The 19,647-nt window shown below is 57.9% G+C and carries 19 protein-coding genes; 10 read left to right on the top strand and 9 right to left on the bottom strand.

The features are described from left to right. Positions 1 to 109: 109 nt before the first annotated feature. Both amaB and hglS read right to left on the bottom strand, forming a co-directional pair. On the bottom strand, positions 110 to 1,621 hold the full coding sequence (amaB, locus tag BLM14_RS16210; RefSeq protein WP_100000340.1) for an L-piperidine-6-carboxylate dehydrogenase: 1,512 nt from the start codon (positions 1,619 to 1,621) through the stop codon (positions 110 to 112). A 99-nt stretch (positions 1,622 to 1,720) separates the two neighbouring features. Continuing rightward, positions 1,721 to 3,127: a 2-oxoadipate dioxygenase/decarboxylase HglS gene (hglS, locus tag BLM14_RS16205; protein ID WP_100000339.1), complete on the bottom strand. Its 1,407-nt coding sequence runs from the start codon at positions 3,125 to 3,127 to the stop codon at positions 1,721 to 1,723. A gap of 124 nt (positions 3,128 to 3,251) precedes the next feature. Between hglS and BLM14_RS16200 the strand changes: the two genes are divergently transcribed. From BLM14_RS16200 to BLM14_RS16185, 3 genes are all read left to right on the top strand, one after another. After that, on the top strand, positions 3,252 to 4,178 hold the full coding sequence (locus BLM14_RS16200) for a LysR family transcriptional regulator (RefSeq protein WP_100000338.1): 927 nt from the start codon (positions 3,252 to 3,254) through the stop codon (positions 4,176 to 4,178). Between the two features lie 109 nt (positions 4,179 to 4,287). Beyond that, positions 4,288 to 5,571, top strand: coding sequence for an NAD(P)/FAD-dependent oxidoreductase (locus BLM14_RS16195; RefSeq protein WP_100000337.1), 1,284 nt, complete (start codon positions 4,288 to 4,290; stop codon positions 5,569 to 5,571). 515 nt (positions 5,572 to 6,086) lie between these two features. Beyond that, a complete protein-coding gene (locus BLM14_RS16185) occupies positions 6,087 to 6,929 on the top strand; it encodes an endonuclease/exonuclease/phosphatase family protein (protein ID WP_100001402.1) in 843 nt (280 codons plus the stop codon). On the opposite strand, the gene BLM14_RS16180 is transcribed toward BLM14_RS16185, so the two are convergent. Together BLM14_RS16180 and BLM14_RS16175 are read right to left on the bottom strand one after the other, a co-directional pair. Continuing rightward, the gene (locus tag BLM14_RS16180; RefSeq protein ID WP_100000335.1) at positions 6,901 to 8,361 is read right to left on the bottom strand and encodes a phospholipase D-like domain-containing protein; all 1,461 of its coding nucleotides are present in this window, start codon (positions 8,359 to 8,361) and stop codon (positions 6,901 to 6,903) included. The two genes, BLM14_RS16185 and BLM14_RS16180, sit on opposite strands and share 29 nt — an antisense overlap. Positions 8,362 to 8,378: 17 nt before the next feature. Continuing rightward, a complete protein-coding gene (locus tag BLM14_RS16175) occupies positions 8,379 to 9,896 on the bottom strand; it encodes a sensor histidine kinase (protein WP_100000334.1) in 1,518 nt (505 codons plus the stop codon). A gap of 322 nt (positions 9,897 to 10,218) precedes the next feature. On the opposite strand from BLM14_RS16175, the gene rpmH reads away from it, so the two are divergent. The 4 genes from rpmH to yihA all read left to right on the top strand — a co-directional run bounded on the left by rpmH (position 10,219) and on the right by yihA (position 13,448). After that, entirely contained in the window at positions 10,219 to 10,353 is a 135-nt protein-coding gene (gene rpmH, locus BLM14_RS16170; RefSeq protein ID WP_040853797.1) for a 50S ribosomal protein L34, read from the top strand. A gap of 37 nt (positions 10,354 to 10,390) precedes the next feature. After that, entirely contained in the window at positions 10,391 to 10,753 is a 363-nt protein-coding gene (gene rnpA, locus BLM14_RS16165) for a ribonuclease P protein component (RefSeq protein WP_100000333.1), read from the top strand. 33 nt (positions 10,754 to 10,786) lie between these two features. Then, entirely contained in the window at positions 10,787 to 12,637 is a 1,851-nt protein-coding gene (gene yidC, locus BLM14_RS16160) for a membrane protein insertase YidC (protein WP_100000332.1), read from the top strand. Positions 12,638 to 12,776: 139 nt separating this feature from the next. Further along, positions 12,777 to 13,448, top strand: a complete 672-nt coding sequence (yihA, locus tag BLM14_RS16155) for a ribosome biogenesis GTP-binding protein YihA/YsxC (protein ID WP_100000331.1) — start codon at positions 12,777 to 12,779, stop codon at positions 13,446 to 13,448. Positions 13,449 to 13,548: 100 nt separating this feature from the next. Here yihA and BLM14_RS16150 read toward each other — a convergent pair whose 3' ends face one another. From BLM14_RS16150 to BLM14_RS16140, 3 genes are all read right to left on the bottom strand, one after another. Further along, positions 13,549 to 14,100 (bottom strand): fasciclin domain-containing protein, encoded by a 552-nt coding sequence (locus BLM14_RS16150; protein WP_100000330.1) that lies wholly within the window; start codon positions 14,098 to 14,100, stop codon positions 13,549 to 13,551. Positions 14,101 to 14,202: 102 nt separating this feature from the next. Then, positions 14,203 to 14,910 carry an anti-sigma factor gene (locus BLM14_RS16145; RefSeq protein ID WP_157929545.1) on the bottom strand — a complete coding sequence of 236 codons (708 nt, stop codon included), beginning with the start codon at positions 14,908 to 14,910 and terminating at the stop codon, positions 14,203 to 14,205. Continuing rightward, entirely contained in the window at positions 14,907 to 15,446 is a 540-nt protein-coding gene (locus BLM14_RS16140; RefSeq protein ID WP_100000328.1) for a sigma-70 family RNA polymerase sigma factor, read from the bottom strand. The genes BLM14_RS16145 and BLM14_RS16140 overlap by 4 nt, the downstream gene beginning before the upstream one ends. 169 nt (positions 15,447 to 15,615) lie before the next feature. Between BLM14_RS16140 and argB the strand changes: the two genes are divergently transcribed. After that, complete coding sequence (gene argB / locus BLM14_RS16135) at positions 15,616 to 16,509, top strand: acetylglutamate kinase (protein ID WP_100000327.1); 894 nt, start codon at positions 15,616 to 15,618, stop codon at positions 16,507 to 16,509. Here argB and BLM14_RS16130 read toward each other — a convergent pair whose 3' ends face one another. Further along, positions 16,510 to 16,956 carry an Lrp/AsnC family transcriptional regulator gene (locus tag BLM14_RS16130; protein ID WP_237143559.1) on the bottom strand — a complete coding sequence of 149 codons (447 nt, stop codon included), beginning with the start codon at positions 16,954 to 16,956 and terminating at the stop codon, positions 16,510 to 16,512. 159 nt (positions 16,957 to 17,115) lie between these two features. On the opposite strand from BLM14_RS16130, the gene phhA reads away from it, so the two are divergent. Beyond that, the gene (gene phhA, locus BLM14_RS16125; RefSeq protein ID WP_100000325.1) at positions 17,116 to 17,949 is read left to right on the top strand and encodes a phenylalanine 4-monooxygenase; all 834 of its coding nucleotides are present in this window, start codon (positions 17,116 to 17,118) and stop codon (positions 17,947 to 17,949) included. A gap of 43 nt (positions 17,950 to 17,992) precedes the next feature. On the opposite strand, the gene BLM14_RS16120 is transcribed toward phhA, so the two are convergent. After that, positions 17,993 to 18,748, bottom strand: a complete 756-nt coding sequence (locus BLM14_RS16120; protein WP_100000324.1) for a GGDEF domain-containing protein — start codon at positions 18,746 to 18,748, stop codon at positions 17,993 to 17,995. 175 nt (positions 18,749 to 18,923) lie between these two features. Between BLM14_RS16120 and BLM14_RS16115 the strand changes: the two genes are divergently transcribed. Further along, positions 18,924 to 19,643, top strand: a complete 720-nt coding sequence (locus BLM14_RS16115) for a pyrimidine 5'-nucleotidase (protein WP_100000323.1) — start codon at positions 18,924 to 18,926, stop codon at positions 19,641 to 19,643. Positions 19,644 to 19,647 lie beyond the last annotated feature (4 nt).

Here is a 19,647-nt window from a genome sequence, read left to right as displayed (position 1 = left end):
TGTACGGAAATATTGTAGGAAGATACAAAAGTTCACGAGAGCGAATATTCGCAACAGAGGTGCCGTTCCCGGTAGCCTCACCGGGAACGGCATTGGATTAATCCGGAGATCACTCGATGTCGAAAGAAACACCCTGCGCAAGCGGAAGTGCCGAGGAATAGTTCACCGTATTGGTGGCGCGGCGCATATAGGCCTTCCACGCATCGGAGCCCGATTCGCGTCCGCCGCCGGTTTCCTTCTCGCCGCCAAAGGCGCCGCCGATTTCCGCACCGGACGTGCCGATATTGACATTGGCTATGCCGCAATCCGAACCGTCCGGGCTGAGGAAGCGCTCGGCCTCCTGCAGGTTAAGCGTGAAGATCGAGGACGAGAGACCGGCGCCGACGGCATTGTGGTCGGCGATCGCCTTGTCGAAATTGCTGTACTTCATGACATAGAGGATGGGCGCGAAGGTTTCTTCCGTCACCGGACCGTCCTGCTTCGGCATCTCGACGAGAGCCGGGCGGACATAGTAGGCTTTGTCATGACCGGTATCGACGCGGGCGCCGCCGGTCACCTTGCCGCCGTGGTCACGGGCCGCAGCCAAGGCGTTCTGCATGTTATCAAAGGCTGCCTTGTCGATGAGCGGACCGACCAGTGCCGCTGTCTCCAGCGGACTGCCGACGGTGACGCTCTCATAGGCCTTCTTCAGGCGTGGAACCAGCGTGTCATAGACACTCTCGTGCACGAAGAGACGGCGGAGCGTCGTGCAGCGCTGACCAGCCGTACCCATGGCACCGAAGGCAATGGCGCGCAGCGCCATATCAAGATCGGCGGAGGGGCAGACGATGCCTGCATTGTTGCCGCCGAGTTCAAGGATAGAACGGGCGAAACGCTTGGCGAGACGCGGTCCGACCTCGCGGCCCATGCGGGTCGAGCCGGTTGCCGAAACGAGCGCAACCTTGGGATGATCGACGAGAGCTTCACCCACTGTACGATCACCCATCAGAACCTGAGCAAGACCTGCGGGAACGTCGCCGAAACGGGCTGCGGCGCGGTCAAAGATCGCCTGGCAGGCAAGGGCGGTAAGCGGCGTCTTTTCCGATGGTTTCCAGACAACGGCATTGCCGCAGACGAGTGCCAGTGCCGTGTTCCACGACCATACGGCAACCGGGAAATTGAAGGCGGAGATAACGCCAACGACACCGAGCGGATGCCAGGTCTCCATCATGCGATGGCCGGGGCGTTCCGTTGCAATGGTGAGGCCGTAGAGCTGGCGTGACAGGCCGACGGCGAAATCGCAGATGTCGATCATCTCCTGCACTTCGCCGAGACCTTCGGACGGGATCTTGCCGGCTTCGATGGAGACGAGACGGCCAAGTTCGCTCTTCAGCGCCCGCAGTTCCTCGCCGAACAAGCGCACGAGTTCGCCGCGCTTCGGCGCGGGAACCAGTCGCCACTCGCGGAATGCGCCTGCGGCCTTCTCGATGGCCTTAGCCGTATCATCAGCGGAATGAACGGCGATATCGGCGATTTTCTCGCCGCTCACCGGGCTGAATGAAGGCATTGTTCCGCCCGTGTAGGCGGCTTCGTTCACACCCAGCTTGGAAAGGAGTGCTTTAACTTCTTGAGCAATGGTCATCTTGCTTCCCTTTGTGCTTGCCTGTTTGGCCAAGTGGCCCAAGGCCTGATCGTTGACCGGTTTTTATCAGCCGGTACGGATTTTTGATACAGCCGCGCTTCAGCTTGCGAGCGCGACGGGTTTGAAATGCTGCCGGCAGCGTTCGATCGAGGCCTTTTGCAGGCCCTCATAATGCGCGAATTCATCGAGCACCGGCGTGCCGAGATCAGTTTCGAACTCCCGCTGGCTCGGGCTGGCCGTAAACTTCTGGCTGTCATCGTCGCCAAGATTGGATTGGAAAATACCGGCGGCGCTGACAGGAAGAAAGTCCTCATAGACGATCGGGTCGAACCGGACAGCGCCGAGCGCCACAAGTGCCTCGATATCGCAAGTATCACGGGCGGACAGGCCGCTTTGCGGGAAAGTCGGGACTGGCGTGTACCGGAAGTAGCCGAGGCCCTGCTTGCGGATTCTGTCCCAGTCATCCGGAAAGGCTTTGAAGGCGTCGGTGAGAGCTGCGATGTAGGCATCGGCGTTGGACCCGTCCGGGGCGGGGCGGACCACTTTGCGCGATTCAGTCAGGAGGCGGTCATAGAGCGCCCGGCCCTTGGGTGTGAGGGCAACGCCGCGCTGCTCGATCTCGCCGAACCGGGCCGTATGCGAGCCGGTTTCCCACTCACCTTGAGCATTGCGGAACGACACACTTTCTTCCAGTGCCTTGAACGATGTCTGGCGCAGGAGGATAGGACAAGCGCGCGTGGGAGGGCCTTCGATCACGGCCTTCGGTGAAATGCCGTAGGCCGGCATCAGATCCTGCACCGCATCGATGTCGAGCGTGCGCGGCGTCAGATGGTTGATATGCGGTCCCTTGAAGGACACGACGTCGGCGATCAGCCGGTGAGCATCGTGCAGCCGGCGGTAAAGGTCGCCGCTGACGCTTGCCTGATCATGCCAGCGGAATGTCGCGAGGATTTCCTTCACGAAAAGTGCGGCGTCGTCCAGTTCAAGCCCGCCTTGAGCCTCCGCCTTTTCGACGAGGGAAATTGCCTTGGGCGAAAATATCTGCCGCGCCTGCAGCGTCTTGCGCGCTTCTTCGCGCAGTTCGGCGTCTGCAATCAGATCAAGCCGCAACAGCGAGGTGAAGACGCGGAATGGATTGATCTTAAGTGCCGCGTCACCCACAGGACGGAAAGCGGTGGAGTGTACCGGAACGCCGGCTTCGCTCAGATCGTAATAACCGACCGGATACATGCCCATGACCGCAAAGACCCGGCGCAGCATTGCGAGTTCGGCTGGAGTGCCGACACGGATCGCGCCGTGGCGCTCTTCCGAAATTCGGTCCAGCGTGTCGGTCTGTTCCAGCCGGTGCCTCAGTTCCGGCGAGGCGGCCAGAGTCTGCGCATTCACCTTGGCGACCAGCGACAAAAGCGTTCCGTAGGCGGGGACCTCGGTTCGGTACATGGACGACATGGCCGCCGAAAATGACGCCCGGATCACGTCTGTCGAGATAAACGTAGCTGCGTTCATTGAGTAATATTCCGATTTGTTATTACGACAGCAAATTTTTGTGCTGTCATGCTCAATCTGGATTATAGATGGGAAACCAGCCTGCGGATTGCGATGATTCATACTGGGTTGATGCGAGACAAGAATGAAGTTAACTCGGCGCCTGATCCCTGACATCGATATTTTGCAGACGTTCGAGTGTGCTGCGCGGCATGGCAGTTTCACCCAGGCGGCGAAGGAGCTCAACCTGACCCAGAGCGCCGTCAGCCGCCAGATGAGCGAACTCGAAAGCCAGATCGGGGTCCTGTTGTTTGAGCGCGTTCGGCAACGCGTGGTATTGTCCGATGCCGGTCAGAAATTCCTTCCCGAAGTGCGCCGTTTGCTTGGTCTCACCGAGGAGACCATGCTGCGCGCCATGGCGGCATCGCAATCCGCATCCTCGCTAAGCATCGCCACCTTGCCGACCTTTGGCAGCCGCTGGCTGATGCCAAGGCTTCCTGATTTTCTGCGCCGCCATCCGGAAATGGCGCTAAGCGTCGCGTCGAGGTCACAGCCTTTCGATTTCGAGGAGGAGCCCTTCGATCTAGCCATCCACTATGGCCAGCCGGTCTGGGCGCACGCGACATGCACTTATCTCTGCAGCGAATTGATCGTGCCGGTCGGGAGCCCGGATCTTTGCGCGGCAAATCCGGTCAGGACACCCGGTGAACTGGCAAACTCGGCGCCGCTTCTTCATCTTTCGACGCGGCCCAAGGCGTGGGCCACCTGGTTCGAGACAGTACAGGCGGATATCGTCAGTCCTTACAAGGGACATCGCTTCGAGCACTTTTCCATGGTGATCGAGGCAGCCCTGGCCGGGCTCGGCTTTGCCTTGTTGCCGCGCTATCTGATCGAGCAGGAGCTCGCATCGGGGCGGTTGCTGGTGCTCTTTGACCAGCCGCTCCAAACCGAAAACAGCTATTATCTCGTTGTGCCGGATCATAAGAAGGAAAATCCGCTGGCGCAGAGCTTCTTTAGCTGGATTGCCGATCAGGTCACTGACAGGCAGACGGTCGCACCGGTCATTCGCTAATCGCATCATGTCTTCGAGGAATTTCATTTCCGCTGGCAAAATCGCGCCCTATAACGACAATTGACTTGATGCGCCGGTTGCTGCCGGTCCGACCCACGACGGTGATCCCATGCTGAATGATGAACGCTCCCATGGCTTGTGGGAAAAGACAGCGCCGCCTGCACCCAAGACGGAGCGATTGCAGGGCGATATTTCCGTCGATGTTGCGGTCATCGGCGCTGGCTTCACCGGATTGTCGGCGGCTCTGCATTTGGCGGAAGCCGGGACCAAGGTTGCCGTTGTCGATGCGGTCGAGATCGGGTTTGGTGGTTCTGGCCGCAATGTTGGTCTCGTCAATGCGGGCATGTGGGTCATGCCCAATGATCTGCCGGGCGTCCTGGGGCAGGTTCACGGGGAACGCCTTCTGGAACTGCTGGGCAATGCACCTCAGTCGGTGTTCAACCTTGTCGACAGGCACAAGATCGATTGCGAACTGGAACGCAACGGCACCTTGCATTGCGCGGTTGGCAGTGACGGGGTGAAACAACTCGAACAAAGAGCCGAACAATGGCTTTCGCGCGGGGCAGCGGTACGCCTGCTTGATGCGAGGGAAACCGCGACAAAGGTCGGCTCTACGGCCTATTCAGCTTCACTGCTCGACAACCGGGCTGGGACGATCCAGCCGCTCGGCTATGTCCGCGGGCTGTCAACGGCGGCACTGGGCGCCGGTGCTGCCATCCATACCGGAACGCCGATGACCGCAACGGAACGCGCCGGCAATCGCTGGATCGTGCGCACGCCGTCGGGCACGGTATCAGCTGAATGGGTGGTGGTCGCCACCAACGCCTACACAACATCGCCCTGGCCGGAGCTGCGGTCGGAACTGCTGCATCTGCCCTATTTCAATTTCGCCACGGCCCCGCTGCCTGAGGTCGTCAGAAATACAATCCTGCCGGAACGTCAGGGTGGCTGGGACACGAAGGAGATCCTGAGTTCCTTCCGTATGGACAAGGCGGGACGGCTGGTTTTCGGCAGCGTCGGTGCTTTGCGCGGTACCGGCATGCCTGTTCACAAGGCCTGGGCGGCGCGATCCATTCGCAAGCTTTTCCCGCAGATCAAGGATGTGTCATTCGAAGCAGGCTGGTATGGCCAAATCGGCATGACCAGCGACAACCTGCCGAGGTTCCACACGCTGGCGCCGAAGATCATCAGCTTCAGCGGTTATAATGGCCGCGGCATCGCGCCGGGCACCGTGTTTGGCCGCATCCTCGCCGAGCATATTGTCGGCAAGATCACCGACGCGGATTTACCGCTTCCGGTGACCCAACCAAAGGAACAAGGCTTGCGGACACTCCGCGAAGGCTATTACGAGGTCGGCGCGCAACTGGCCCATCTGGTCGGGAACAGGTTTTGAGACTTATCGCCGGTTGTGGCGTTCGTTTAACAGCACAATCAGCCATCCACCTGCAGCGAGTGCAAGCGGGAGGATAACAAAAGCGAATAGCTGAATGCCGTTCATTGCTTTAATCCGCTTAAGGTTCTTCGTGCCGCCAAATGTAGTGCTATTGCCGCGAAAAGCCAAATCCCAGTCCCAATCAAAAAAATCGAGGATGAGACAAAGGTCCCCGGCGCGGTGTAAATGGCGGCGGCACTAGGAGCTAGAACCCCAACTGTCACGCAAGAGGTCGAGGCTCGGTCGATTGAATTTGCAAGCAACTTGGTGCGCTCATTGTGAATGACCGACATGGTTACAGTTCTCAGGCCGTTAATAGATTGACCGTTCAAATAAAACTATGACTCTTGAGGGATGCGCGCTAGCCCGACAATAGGCTAACCTGATGCGCTGCCGCCGCGTTAACCCGACCTTCGCAATCGCTTGCCATTCTACGGCTCCCGGCATATCTCTAGGAAATGGACAGCAAGAAGCCGATGCGGCACACCAGACCGAGCGTCTCCGCCAGCATTCTCGCCGCGGTCAGGAACCGCAACAAACGCCCGACTGGCGTTACCCGAATCGTGCGCGATGATTTGCTGATCGCGTCCTACAACGTTCACAAATGCGTAGGCATCGACAAGAAGTTCGACCCCGACCGTATCGCCCATGTCATTGGCGAGATTGGCGCGGACGTCATTGCGATCCAGGAAGCCGACAAGCGTTTTGGCGAAAGATCGGGACTTCTTGATCTCGCCCGCCTGCATCGTGAAAACAGTCTTGTTCCCGTTCCAGTGACATCGCTTTATCCGAAAGGCCATGGCTGGCATGGCAATCTGTTGCTGTTTCGCGAGGGTGTCGTTCGCCGTGTGCAGCAGCTCGGGCTCCCGGGTCTTGAACCGCGCGGCGCCCTGGTGGTCGACATTGACCTTGACGCCGGGCCTCTGCGTATCATTGCTGCCCATCTCGGATTGCTCCGGCATTCCCGGCAACAGCAGTCGGAAGCTATCTTGAGAGCTGTCCATGCCGACCCGTCGCGCCCGACCTTGCTGCTGGGTGATTTGAACGAGTGGCGTGTGGGCAAAGGCTCTTCGCTGCACTTTTTGCATCCGGTTTTCGATCCGGCGAAGAATGCTGTGCCGAGCTTCCCGTCACGTTTTCCCGTATTGGCGCTTGACCGCGTTCTCGGCCATCCGCACAGCCTTGTCACGGCTATCGAGGTTCACGATACGCCTTTGGCTCGTGTGGCTTCCGACCATTTGCCGATCAAGGCTCATGTCAACCTGAAGTCGGCTTTGACTGAGACGGGCGTCAGAGATAGGGCGATCCTAGCCAGATAATCCGGTCGAGCAGGCGCACCCAGAACGAGCGTGCGCGCAGGCTTTGCAAGAGAACCGGTTTGGCCGATGCCATCGCCTGTTCGACGAGGCCCTCCACTTCGGAAGCGAATTGCGCATCCATGACCTCGAGATCCACCTCAAAATTCAGCCGCAGGGAACGCGGATCGAGGTTGGACGAGCCGACATAAGCCCACAAGCCGTCGATCGCCAGCAATTTTGAATGATTGAAATTGCCGCTGGCACGCCAGATACGGCAGTGGCCCTTGAGTATCTGGTCGAACTGGGCGGTCATGGCGCGATCGACGAGTTTTAGATTATTGATCGCAGGGACAACGATATCGACCTCCACCCCGCGGCGTGCAGCCGTAACGATCGCGCTGATCAACTCCCGGTCCGGCAGGAAATAGGGCGACATGATGCGGATGCGAGTCTGGGCGATGGAGAAAGCCCCCATCAGCATGCGGTGATTGGCTTCAAGGCTCCTGTCAGGCCCGGACGGGATGGCGCGGATGAAAACCGGTTCGCCTGCGTGCTTCTCCTGCGGGCCGATGAGCCAGCGCTCGCCCGAAAGGACCTCCTTGGTGGTGAATCGCCAATCTTCCGAGGCAATGTGGAACAGATCCGTGACGATAGGACCGGTGAGGCGGAAATGCGTGTCGCGCGCATTGTCTTCTCCCACAATCTCTGCCGAAAAACCGGCGCGGATATTCATGCCGCCGGTGAAGGCGACTGTACCGTCCACGATCAGAATCTTGCGGTGGGTTCGGAGATTCGCATAGGGCAGACGCAGGCCCATGATGATGTTGCCATTGAACACATCCACCGGGACACCGCCCTTGGCGAGGTAGCCCACAATGCTGGGAATCGAATAGCGGGCGCCTACGGCATCGATGAGCACCCGAACCTGGACGCCGCGTCTGACGGCCGCTATCAGCGCGTCGGCTATACGCAGCCCGATCTTGTCGCGGTCGAAGATGTAGGTCTCGACGAGGATGCTGCGCTTTGCAGCAGCGATCGCCTCAAGCATCGCGCAATAAGCGCCATCGCCGCTTTGCAGCATGACAATTTCATTGCCGGTCGTGAGCCGGCATCGGCTTACCCGATCGCCAAGTGTCTTCATGGCGACAAAGCGCTTCTCGAAATGCGCGAGGACATGCTGCTCGCTCGCGTCGAAACGCATCAGGTGGTCCTGACCGATCTCGTGCAGGAAAGCGCGTTGCGATGAGATCGAGGAGCGCCTGATGCGGTTGATGCCAGCGACTGCATAGATCACCGCGCCGATCACGGGCGACAGGATGATCACGCCGACCCATCCGATGGCGGCGCGCACCTCTTCCTTGGTCATCGTTGCGTGAACTGCTGCTGGCACGCCGAGGACGATCGACAGCACAAAGAAAATTTGCGGCCAATAGGTAGGGAGGTAATCAGCCATTGCTGGAGAATTTCATATCAAGACATCGAATCCCGGCGTGAACGCCATTCGGCCAGCGAAACCGGCTGGTCGGGGATGCGGATCTCAAAACTGGTTCCTGCTCCTTCGTTCTCACGCAATTCAATGGTCCCCCCATGGGCGCGAACAAGTTCATGAACAATGGCAAGTCCGAGACCCGTGCCGCCAGAGCGGGCCGAGCCTTTGAAGGCTGTGAACAGATTCTCGCGCGCCTTCGGTGGCAGACCCGGCCCGGTATCCTCGACGCCGATAATTGAAGTGGTGCCGATCTGTCCCGCTGTAATTGTCAACCGCTTGACGACCGATGGGTCGCTTCGCGAGTCGCCGCTCATCGCCTGGACCGAATTGCGGCAGAGATTGGAGATAATGCGGAAAAACTGATCGGGATCGACATCGATCTCGAAGGATTCCGGCACAAGGTTTTTGAAATCTATCCCGGATTTTGTATCGAGCCCCATCTTGGCATCAAGATCGAGCATCTCCTCGACGTCGCTGACAACGGTGCGCAGCTTCACGCGGCGGCGCTGCGGTGGCGCTTCCTGTGTGCCGCCATAGGCGAGAACTGTCTGCGAATAATTGATGGCGCGGTCGATCGTACGCACCAGTTTCGGCACGAAACGCTGGATCGCCGGATCGTTGGTGTTGGCGAGATGATCGGACATGAGCTGGGCGGATGCCAGAATATTGCGCATGTCGTGATTGATCTTGGACACCGCGAGGCCGAGATCGGCGAGGTGTTTCTGTTCCGAAAGTGTACGCTGCAATTGGCGCTGCATATCGGCCAGCTCGCGCTGGGCAATGCCAAGTTCATCCTCGCGCTGCTCCGGCTTGATGATCTTCTGCGGGTCATCGGGCGCTTGCGCAAAAGCCAGCATGTTGGCACTCATGCGCTGGATGGGGCGGATGAGCAGGCGGCTGATGGCGAGAAACACGAGGCTCGCAGTGATCAGCGAAATGAACAGTGAGATCAAAGCGACATTTCGGGCATAGCGCAGCATCGCATTGCGCAAGGGCGCATCGGATGTCAGCAATTCAATGATTTTTCCGGTATCGCCAACCGGACCATAGACCCGGATGACGCGGTGTCCGCCATTGATCAGGGTATCGAAGGCATCACGAATCACGGTGACCGGATCGGTCACCGTGATATCGATGTGTTTGTCGACCTTCGAAGGCATTTCGGAAACGGCCAGAAGACGGGATGCGCCTTTCTCGCGCAGCGCGATCGCTTTCGTGCCGGTTGCGAGCAGCACGTCATCCTGCACAGATTGCGGGATGTCCTTGTCGTCGCTCGCGGCAAGAACGACGCTGGCCGCTGCGACGGTGTTAAGCCGGTCCGAGAGCCAGCGTATGCGCATGTCGGCCATTGTGGGTACGAAAATCATCACTTCAGCCAACAGGCCGAACAGGAGCGTGAGGCGCAGCAACTTGCCGGAGAGACGCTTCAGAACCGGCAAACGCCTGCCGGCATGCAGCTGCATGTCGGTCTTTTCTGGCTTTTGCTGAGTTGCCGTCATTTGTACTCCACAGGCATTTGATGTAAGTCAAACGCTTTCCCGGCACAATAGAGCCTTTCTTGCCTGGATAGAAGCAATTCTGTTTCTCGGATGGCGAGACGGTCGACGCGGAAGGTGGCAAGAAAGGCTCTAATCAGTTGCCCAATTTTGCCTGTTTTTGAATCACGTCAATCAATTGACTTATCGGCATCAGCCCTCTATAAGCCGCGCACGTCCGGGTTGACCGCCCCGGCGGCGTATTCTTATGCGCTAATGGCGGTCCTGATATGCTCCTGTCAAAGAACAGACCACAAGAAGGGCCGCACACCGCGGTATTTAACAAATGAAGCGTACTTATCAGCCATCCAAACTTGTCCGCGCACGTCGTCACGGGTTCCGCGCCCGCATGGCAACGGCAGGCGGCCGCAAGGTTATTGCAGCGCGTCGCGCTCGCGGTCGCAAGCGGTTGTCGGCATAAGGCAGTCCGCACGGGTCCGTGCGGTTGGCACTACAAAATGAATGAGCAAAAGCCACTCCGCCTTCGTAAGAGAGCGGAGTTTTTGGCTGTTCGGGCTGGAGAAAAGCGCCGCGGTGTTTTTTTCCTCCTGGAAATCAAGGAACGGGAGGATCAGGATGGTCCGCCGCGCGTTGGTTTCACGGTCACCAAAAAGAACGGAAATGCTGTTATCCGCAATCGCATCAAGCGTCGCCTCCGAGAGGCTGTACGCGTCAATGTTGCAGATGACATGCAGCCTGGAACCGACTATGTGATCGTTGCTCGCCGCGACGCGCTCAATGCGCCGTTTGCGGACCTGACCCGGGAACTCTCGAAACGGGTTTCCAAGAAAACACAGACTCGGCGTTCGACGAAGCCTTAAGCGGCGCGGCACGACCCGACCCAAGGACTGACAATGGAAACGAACCGTAATTTCTTTATCACCATTGCCTTGTCCATTGTGATCCTGACGCTTTGGCAGGTGTTCTACATGAACCCTAAGATCGAAGCGCAGCGCGAACAGGCCCAGATCGAGGCCACGCGGCAAGGACAGACGCGCGTTGACGGGCAGGCGAGCACGCCTGCGGGAACGACTGCTGATGGAACGACGAACCTGCCAGCGTCGACGCCGGCAACGCCCGGCGCCAATATTCCCGGCCAGTCGCAGGACGCTGCCCAGTCAGGCAGCCTGACCCGCGCTGCTGCCCTTGGCCAGTCGAGCCGCGTCAAGATCGATACGCCGAGCCTTCGCGGCTCCATCAGCCTGACGGGCGCACGCCTCGATGATTTGCAGCTGAAGGAATATCACGAGACGGTCGACGACAATTCGCCGAATATCCAGTTGTTGAGTCCGGCACCGCTGGCCGACGGCTATTTCGCCGAGATCGGTTTCACCGGCAATGACCTGACAGGCACGGTTCCCGGCCCGGCGACAGTCTGGACCGTCGAAGGCAACAATACATTGACGCCGTCTACGCCTGTTACGCTGACCTTCACCAATGAGAAGGGCCTTATCTTCAAGCGCACGTTCAGCGTCGATGACAATTACATGTTCACCGTCAAGGACGCGGTGACCAATGCGACCGCTGCGCCTATTTCGCTTGCCTCATACGGCCGCGTCACACGCTTCTCGAAGCCTCTGCATGCGAGCACCTATGTCCTGCATGAAGGTCCGATCGGCGTGGTTGGCGATGACGGTCTTCAGGAATATACCTTCGCCGCGATCGAGAAGGAAAAGGAAGTCTCGCCGCCAAAGGCAACAACGGGCGGCTGGATTGGCATTACCGACAAATACTGGGCGGCGACGCTCATTCCTTCGACCGCCAAGCCATTCCAGGCGCGCATGTCCTATTTCGAAGACGGCCGTCCACGTTTCCAGAGCGACTACCTGTCCGATCCGACGACCATCGAGCCGGGCCAGTCGGCAACGATCGAGAACCTCATCTTTGCCGGAGCCAAGGAAGTCGGCAAGATCAATGCCTATGAAAAGGAACGCAACATTCGTCAGTTCGAATTGCTGATCGACTGGGGCTGGTTCTATTTCATCACCAAGCCAATGTTTTACCTGATCGACTGGCTCTACAAGGCCATCGGCAATTTCGGCGTGGCCATCCTGGTCGTGACCGTTCTCCTCAAGGCTGTTTTCTTCCCGCTTGCCAACAAGTCCTATGCTTCCATGGCCCGCATGAAGCTGGTTCAGCCGAAGATGACTGAAATCCGCGAGAAATATGCGGATGACAAAGTAAAGCAGCAGCAGGCGATGATGGAGCTGTACAAGACGGAGAAGATCAATCCGATCGCCGGTTGCTGGCCGATCCTGATTCAGATCCCGGTTTTCTTCGCGCTGTACAAGGTTCTCTATGTTACCATCGAAATGCGCCATGCGCCGTTCTTTGGCTGGATTCAGGATCTGGCTGCACCCGATCCGACATCGGTGTTCAACCTCTTCGGTCTGTTGCCCTGGGCCGTTCCAGCCTACCTGATGATCGGTGTCTGGCCGTTGATCATGGGCGTGACGATGTTCCTGCAGATGCGCATGAACCCGACACCGCCAGATCCGACGCAGCAGATGATCTTCAACTGGATGCCGCTGATCTTCACATTCATGCTGTCGAGCTTCCCGGCCGGTCTGGTCATCTACTGGGCGTGGAACAACACGCTGTCGATCACTCAGCAGGGCATCATCATGAAGCGCCAGGGCGTGAAGGTCGAGTTGTGGGACAACCTGGCGGGAATGTTCAAGAAAAAGCCCAAGCCGGCTGAATAAACGGGTTCCCCGGTTGCCCATTGAGTAACAAAAGCCCCCGGCCTGACCGGGGGCTTTCGTTTTACGGCGGTTGACAAGGTGTCGATAAACATTGATTGCAGGTCGTACGCGACATGCCGAGAAACGGACGGAAGAAAAATTGAGCGAAGCGCAGGAAACGACAAACAGGCTGATCGAGACGGGCAGGTTGCTCTTCGCGCAGGGCTGGGTATTCATCCGCGGCGTTCCCGCCATGAAGTTCCTGCCACCCGAAGGGCCGCTCGAAATAGCCTTCGCCGGCCGGTCCAATGTCGGTAAATCCTCGCTGATCAATGCCATCATCGGTCAGAAGGGCTTGGCCCGTACATCCAACACTCCAGGGCGGACGCAGGAACTCAACTATTTCGTTCCGGAGGGTCATTCCGGCGAAAATGGAGATCTCCCCCCGCTCGCGGTCGTCGACATGCCGGGATACGGCTTTGCCGAAGCGCCGAAGGAACAGGTCGATGCCTGGACACGGCTTGTTTTCGATTATCTGCGGGGCCGGACGACGCTCAAGCGCGTGTACCTGCTCATCGATGCCCGCCACGGCGTGAAGAAGAACGATGCCGAGGTGCTGGATCTTCTGGATCGTGCTGCCGTATCCTATCAGATTGTCCTGACCAAGATCGACAAGATCAAGGCCGCGGGCGTGCCGCGCCTCATGGAAGAAACGGCGCAGGCCATCAAGAAGCGCGCCGCCGCCTATCCGGTGATTTTGGCCACGTCGTCCGAAAAGGGCGCAGGGCTGGACGAGTTGCGCGCTGCCATCGCCTTGCTTCTCGAGGAATAGCAGGCAGGCATAAAAAGGCCCCGCATGATCCGGGTTATCGATGGATCACACGGGGCAAGTGCGCAGATGCCCGTCTGCGCAATCAGGCAAGTTTCCCGATTTACATTTTTGGCAGAAGAACCTTGTCGATGACGTGGATGACGCCGTTCGACTGCTTGACGTCGGCAATCGTCACATTGGCGACGGTGCCGTTTTCATCGGTGAGAGTGAGCTTCTTGCCCTTGTACTTGGCGGTCCAGACGCAGCCGCCAACAGTCTTGACCGGATGGGCGCCTTCGTCGTCATCCACCATCTTCATGATGGTTTTGGCGGAGGCATCAGCGGCGACCACATGACAGGTCAGGATCTTGGTCAGTTTGTCCTTGTTTTCCGGCTTGAGAAGAGTCTCCACTGTGCCCTTGGGCAGTGCCGCAAAGGCTTCATTGGTCGGGGCGAACACCGTGAACGGTCCCTTGCCCTCAAGGGTCTGGACAAGGCCAGCTGCCTTGACTGCGGCAACCAGCGTCGTGTGATCCTTCGAGTTCACCGCATTTTCGATGATGTTCTTGTTCGCATACATCGGGGCACCGCCCACGGTCGGGTTCTTGGCAAAAGCTGCGCCGGCAATCAGGACGGTTGAAAGCGCAATCAGGCGAAGTGATTTGTTTAACATCTCTATCTCCACTGTTTGTTTCCCCTCGGATGAGGTCAGCGAAGATACGGAAGGCTGCAGATTTAAGTTTCAGCCTGGTTCAGTTTTTATTTTGAGAGTTTTCTAGATACCGCGAACGGTTCCGGCAGCGACCACAGCTCCCGTCGGTGCTCCGCTCGGCGAGCCGCCAATGGGCTCGACCGAAATGGCCAGCGTTGTACCGTCACGCAGTTTCGTAGCAACAGCCTGTGGTAGATCAAATTCGGTCACTTGCGGCGACTTTAGCAGGCCGAGTGAAACCGGGGCCTCGTTGCCGGCGATCAACCATAGTTCAAGTGACTTGTCCTGCGGAATGTCGCCGGAAACCAGTGTCATTTTCAGTTTTTTCGTCGGATCGTCATAGATCGCCAGGGTACGGACCGGACTTCCTGCTGCCTCCAGGGACGCAACCAGTTGAGGTTTCGGTGTGCTAGGCTCGATCAGATCGCGGCCAAAACCAATGACGGCGAGGGCGAGGGTGGCAAATGCGAGGCCGCGCCAGAAATTGACGCTGCTCCATAACGGGATGCTGGGCAGAGATGTTTCCGTTCCAAACAGGCGATGATCTATCGCGCCTTTCAGATAATGCGGCGCTGTGGCCGGAGCGAACTGGTCATTCAGCGGATCGAAATGTTCCTGCCAACGCGCGACAAGGCGGGCGAAAGACTTGTCCGTTTCGATACGGCGCGCAACTTCGCGCCGCTGCGGTTCGGGAAGCACGCCCAGCACATATTCGGCGGCGACGAGATCGTCGCCTTCCGGGATTGTGTCGTCGGGTGGTATCGAGCTCATCCCTCCAGGCATTCCTTCAGTTTTAACAGGCTGCGGCGCAGCCAGGTTCTCATCGTATTCAAAGGCACATTGTAGCGGCTTGCCAATGCCTCGTAACTGTCGCCATTCAGATAAGCGCCCCGAACGGCATCAGCCCGCACTGGCTCCAGCTGACCAAGGCAATCATGTAGGCGCCGCGCTTCGCCGGCAGCCATCGCGGACTGTTCGGGATTGGGTGACGGCTCGGCAACGTCTACGGCCTGGTCCAGCTCGGCTGCAGCAGGCTTGCGCGCGCGCAGCACATCGATGCAGTGATTGCGGGCAATCGCGACCAGCCAGGAAATCGGGCTGGTATTGGCGACGGCAAATCGATCTGCCTTGTTCCATATCTTGACGTAGATATCCTGCAGCGCGTCTTCTGCTTCCGTCCGGTTACCCAAGATACGCAGACAGACACCAAAAAGTTTCGCGCTGGTGGAGGCGTAGAGCACATCGAAAGCCGCCCGGTCTCGAAGCGAGACACGCGAGATCAACTCCGATATGCCTTCAGGCGTCATGCTAATGGCGTTTCCAGCATCTTGTTTGCGCAATTTAAATCTGGCGACAGGTTGCGCTGTCAATGGCGCGATGACAAAAACGTTGGCGAACAGGCTAAATCATGTTTGCCCGAAACCGTCATTAGCGATAAGAACCCCCCGTCCTTCCCAAGCCGGAGCTTGCGTATCCATGTCCGATGCCGACCAAACCGCCGAAATCCAGGCAAGTCTGCTTTCCGCAGCTCTGCCTTTCATGCAGCGCTATGAAAACAAGACCGTGGTCGTGAAATATGGCGGACACGCCATGGGTGATGCGGCTCTGGGCAAGGCATTTGCCCGCGACATCGCGCTTCTGAAGCAGTCCGGCATCAATCCCATCGTCGTTCATGGCGGCGGTCCGCAGATTGCCTCGATGCTGGCGCGCATGGGTATCGAATCGAAATTCGAGGGCGGCCTGCGCGTTACCGATGCGAAGACGCTTGAAATCGTCGAGATGGTTCTCGCCGGTTCGATCAACAAGGAAATCGTCGCCCTCATCAATGCCGAAGGCGAATGGGCGATCGGCCTGTGCGGCAAGGACGGCAATATGGTTTTTGCCGAAAAGGCCAAGAAGACCGTCATAGATCCCGATTCCAACATCGAAAAGATTGTCGATCTGGGCTTTGTCGGTGAGCCGGTGGAAGTTGATCGCACCCTGCTCGACCTTCTTGCCCGCTCGGAGATGATCCCCGTCATCGCGCCGGTTGCTCCTGGGCGTGACGGCCATACCTATAATATCAATGCCGATACCTTTGCCGGCGCTATCGCGGGCGCGCTTGCGGCCTCGCGGCTTCTGTTCCTGACCGACGTGCCGGGTGTGCTGGACAAGAACAAGGAATTGATCAAGGAGCTCTCCGTCAGTCAGGCTCGCGCCCTGATCAAGGACGGCACGATCTCCGGCGGCATGATCCCGAAGGTGGAGACCTGCATCGACGCGATCAATCGCGGCGTCGAGGGCGTGGTGATCCTCAACGGCAAGACGCCGCATTCGGTCCTGCTCGAACTCTTCACCGAACGTGGTGCGGGGACGCTGATTGTTCCCTGATCACCTTTTGAGATGATCGAGGGGGATTCTACCTGGCCCCTTGATGTTTTGCAGCACAAGCTGGGTGTGCACATCGCGTACACCCTTCAGCCGCATCAGCCGGTGCATGACGAAATCGTTGAGGTCGTCGACGGTAGGCACCATGACGTGCAACAGGAAATCGTGCTCGCCGGTCATGGTCCAGCACGATGAAACCTCGTCCATGCGCTGGATCTCGGCGATGAAGCGCTCGGGCGAGTCGTCGCTATGGGTGTTGAGGCGAACCTGCACGAAGACTTCGACCATCAGCCCGATCGACCGCCTGTCGATGGTAGCGGCGAAACCCTTGATGACGCCGCTTTCCTGCAGCTGTTCGAACCGGCGCGCACAGGGCGTTGCCGACAGGCCGATCATTTGTGCGAGGTCCGTTACGGCAACGCGTCCATTGCTCTGCAGAATCTGCAGCATCTTGATTTCAAAGTCGCTCAATTGAGGTGATGCCACTCGAAATCCTCCAAATTTGACAATAATTCACCCATCATTGTGCGATACTGAGCTGATTAGGTCAAATTCTCTCATTTCCTCGTCGTATCCTTCGGCAAAGATCGGAAAATCGAGGAGGATACCATGACGATCAGCGTTGAAGCCTATGCCCGCGAATGCGCCGAGCAGGGATTGCGTGGCAACTACGCCGTTTGCCATGCGGATTTCACCGTCGAGCAGCAATACGACTATTCGGATGAGGACCAGGAAGTATGGCGCACCCTCTGCGATCGCCAGACGAAATTGACGTCGAAGCTTGCCCATCACAGTTATCTCGACGGCGTGGACGCGCTCGGTCTTCTGGATCGCATTCCGGATTTCCATGAGGTCAGCGAGCGGCTGCGCAAATTGACCGGCTGGGAGATTGTCGCCGTGCCGGGCCTGATCCCGAACGAGCCGTTTTTCGATCATCTTGCCAACCGGCGCTTTCCGGTGACCAACTGGCTGCGCAGCAAGAAAGAACTCGACTACATCGTCGAGCCCGACATGTTCCACGACTTCTTTGGCCATGTTCCCATCCTGAGCCAGCCGGTCTTTGCGGATTTCATGCAACTTTACGGTGAGAAGGGCGGTGCCGCTTCACGCATGGGCGGCGAGCAGTTGGCGGCCCGGCTTTACTGGTACACAGCGGAATTCGGGTTGATGCAGGAGGAAGGCGAGCTGCTCAAGGCGTTTGGCGCTGGCCTCATGTCATCGTTCACCGAATTGCAGTTTGCGGTAACCAGTCCCGACGCGCACCATGTGCCGTTCGATCTGGAAACGGTAATGCACACCGCCTATGAAATCGACAAGTTCCAGCGGGCCTATTTTGTTTTGCCATCATTTGCGGCGCTCAGAGATGCCTTCGAAAAGGCCGATATGCCGAAGCTGATTGCACGCTGGAAAGATGCGGAGCCGATGGATCCCGCGACCGTATGATGCCGCGCACGCAACCGGCTGTCAGCAGCCGGTTGCCGCAATTTCAGGCCGCATTCTTCATCTTGGACTGAATGCACACACAGTTGCGGCCGTTGCGCTTGGCCTCATAAAGCCGGCGGTCAGCGATCTGGAAATAATCGGCTATGTCGCCGCTCGATACGCCAACGATACCGCCAATACTGACACTGAGCGGTACACGTTCGTTTTCCGGTGTCCGGAATTCGATGTCGTTTACTTTGGAGCGGATGGTCTCGGCAATGGACTTAACCTGGTTCTCGTTGTCCGTCGCGAGATAAACGGCGAATTCCTCGCCGCCGATACGTCCTATACTGTCAGCCTGCCCGATACAGCCGCTGATACATTGCGCGATGGCCATCAAGGCACCATCGCCGTTGTAGTGACCGTGCATGTCGTTGATCTTCTTGAAATGGTCGGCGTCGATGATCAGGAGGGAACCTGCCTGTTGCGCGCGCACCCGGTCCACATAGTTGAAGAACGTCTCGCGATTGAGCAGTCCCGTCATGCTGTCGCGTGACGATTTCTCATACAGTTTGGCGTTGGTGATCTCCAGCTCCTGCATAACCCTGTTGAGGGTCTCAAGCGTCAGCCGCAGCTTCTCGGCCTGGCGGAAAACCAGGAAGGAGATGGCCGGGGAGATCAGCAGGGGACAAACGGTGGCGATGACATATCCCCTCGGGTCGTGCATGTCGTTGGCAGTCATCATGATTCCCGTGATCAACAGGGAACACGCCACTGAAATGACCATGACCATCGCGCATTTGAGGAGAATTCTATTCATGAACTGGCGACCTGAAGCCCTTCTTAGGTACTACGACGAATTAATGAAGCGGCTGTTAGCAGAAAAATTAAAAACGGTCGTAGTTCAGACTTTTTTCGTCTATTGATTCGGGAGTGAAACAGAATGCCTTGTGTCTGTTTCGGCTTCTTGTAAAACGGCGGAACCTGAGTCGCGTATGACAAATAAACCGGATCCCTTGAATTTTGCCCATGTGACTGATTGGGTCTTCGATCTCGACAATACCCTTTATCCGCATCATTCCAATCTGTTTTCCCAGATCGATGTGAAAATGACGGGGTATGTTGCCGATCTCCTGAAGCTTTCCCATGCGGATGCGCGCGAACTCCAGAAGCGGTTCTACAAGGATTATGGCACGACCCTCAAAGGTCTGATGGACCGCTACGATATCGATCCGGACGATTTTCTGCAGAAGGTCCACGACATCGATTATTCCTGGCTCGTACCAGACCCTTCATTGTCCACAGCCATCAAGCAACTGCCCGGCCGCAAGTTCATCTTCACCAATGGCGATCGCGGCCATGCCGAGCGTGCGGCCGGTCAGCTTGGCGTTCTCGAGCAGTTCGACGATATTTTCGACATCAGAGCGGCGGCACTGAACCCAAAGCCCGCCCGTGCGGCCTATGACCGGTTCCTTGATCTGCACAAGATCGATCCGGCCGCGAGCGTCATGTTCGAGGATCTGGCGCGCAATCTCGTCGAGCCGAAGGCCTTGGGTATGACCACGGTCCTGATCGTCCCGCACAATTTCGAGCCGACATTCTCGGAAATCTGGGAGCGCGATCCCGGCAATACCGACCATGTCGATTATGTTACCGACGACCTTGCCTCGTTCCTCAATTCCATTTTGCCGAAGCTGATGAGCGAGACCGTCTGATACG

Source organism: Phyllobacterium zundukense (genome assembly GCF_002764115.1).
GTDB classification, from domain to species: domain Bacteria; phylum Pseudomonadota; class Alphaproteobacteria; order Rhizobiales; family Rhizobiaceae; genus Phyllobacterium; species Phyllobacterium zundukense.
Note: the sequence above shows the minus strand (reverse complement) of the source record. Positions and strands in the feature narration are given on the sequence as shown.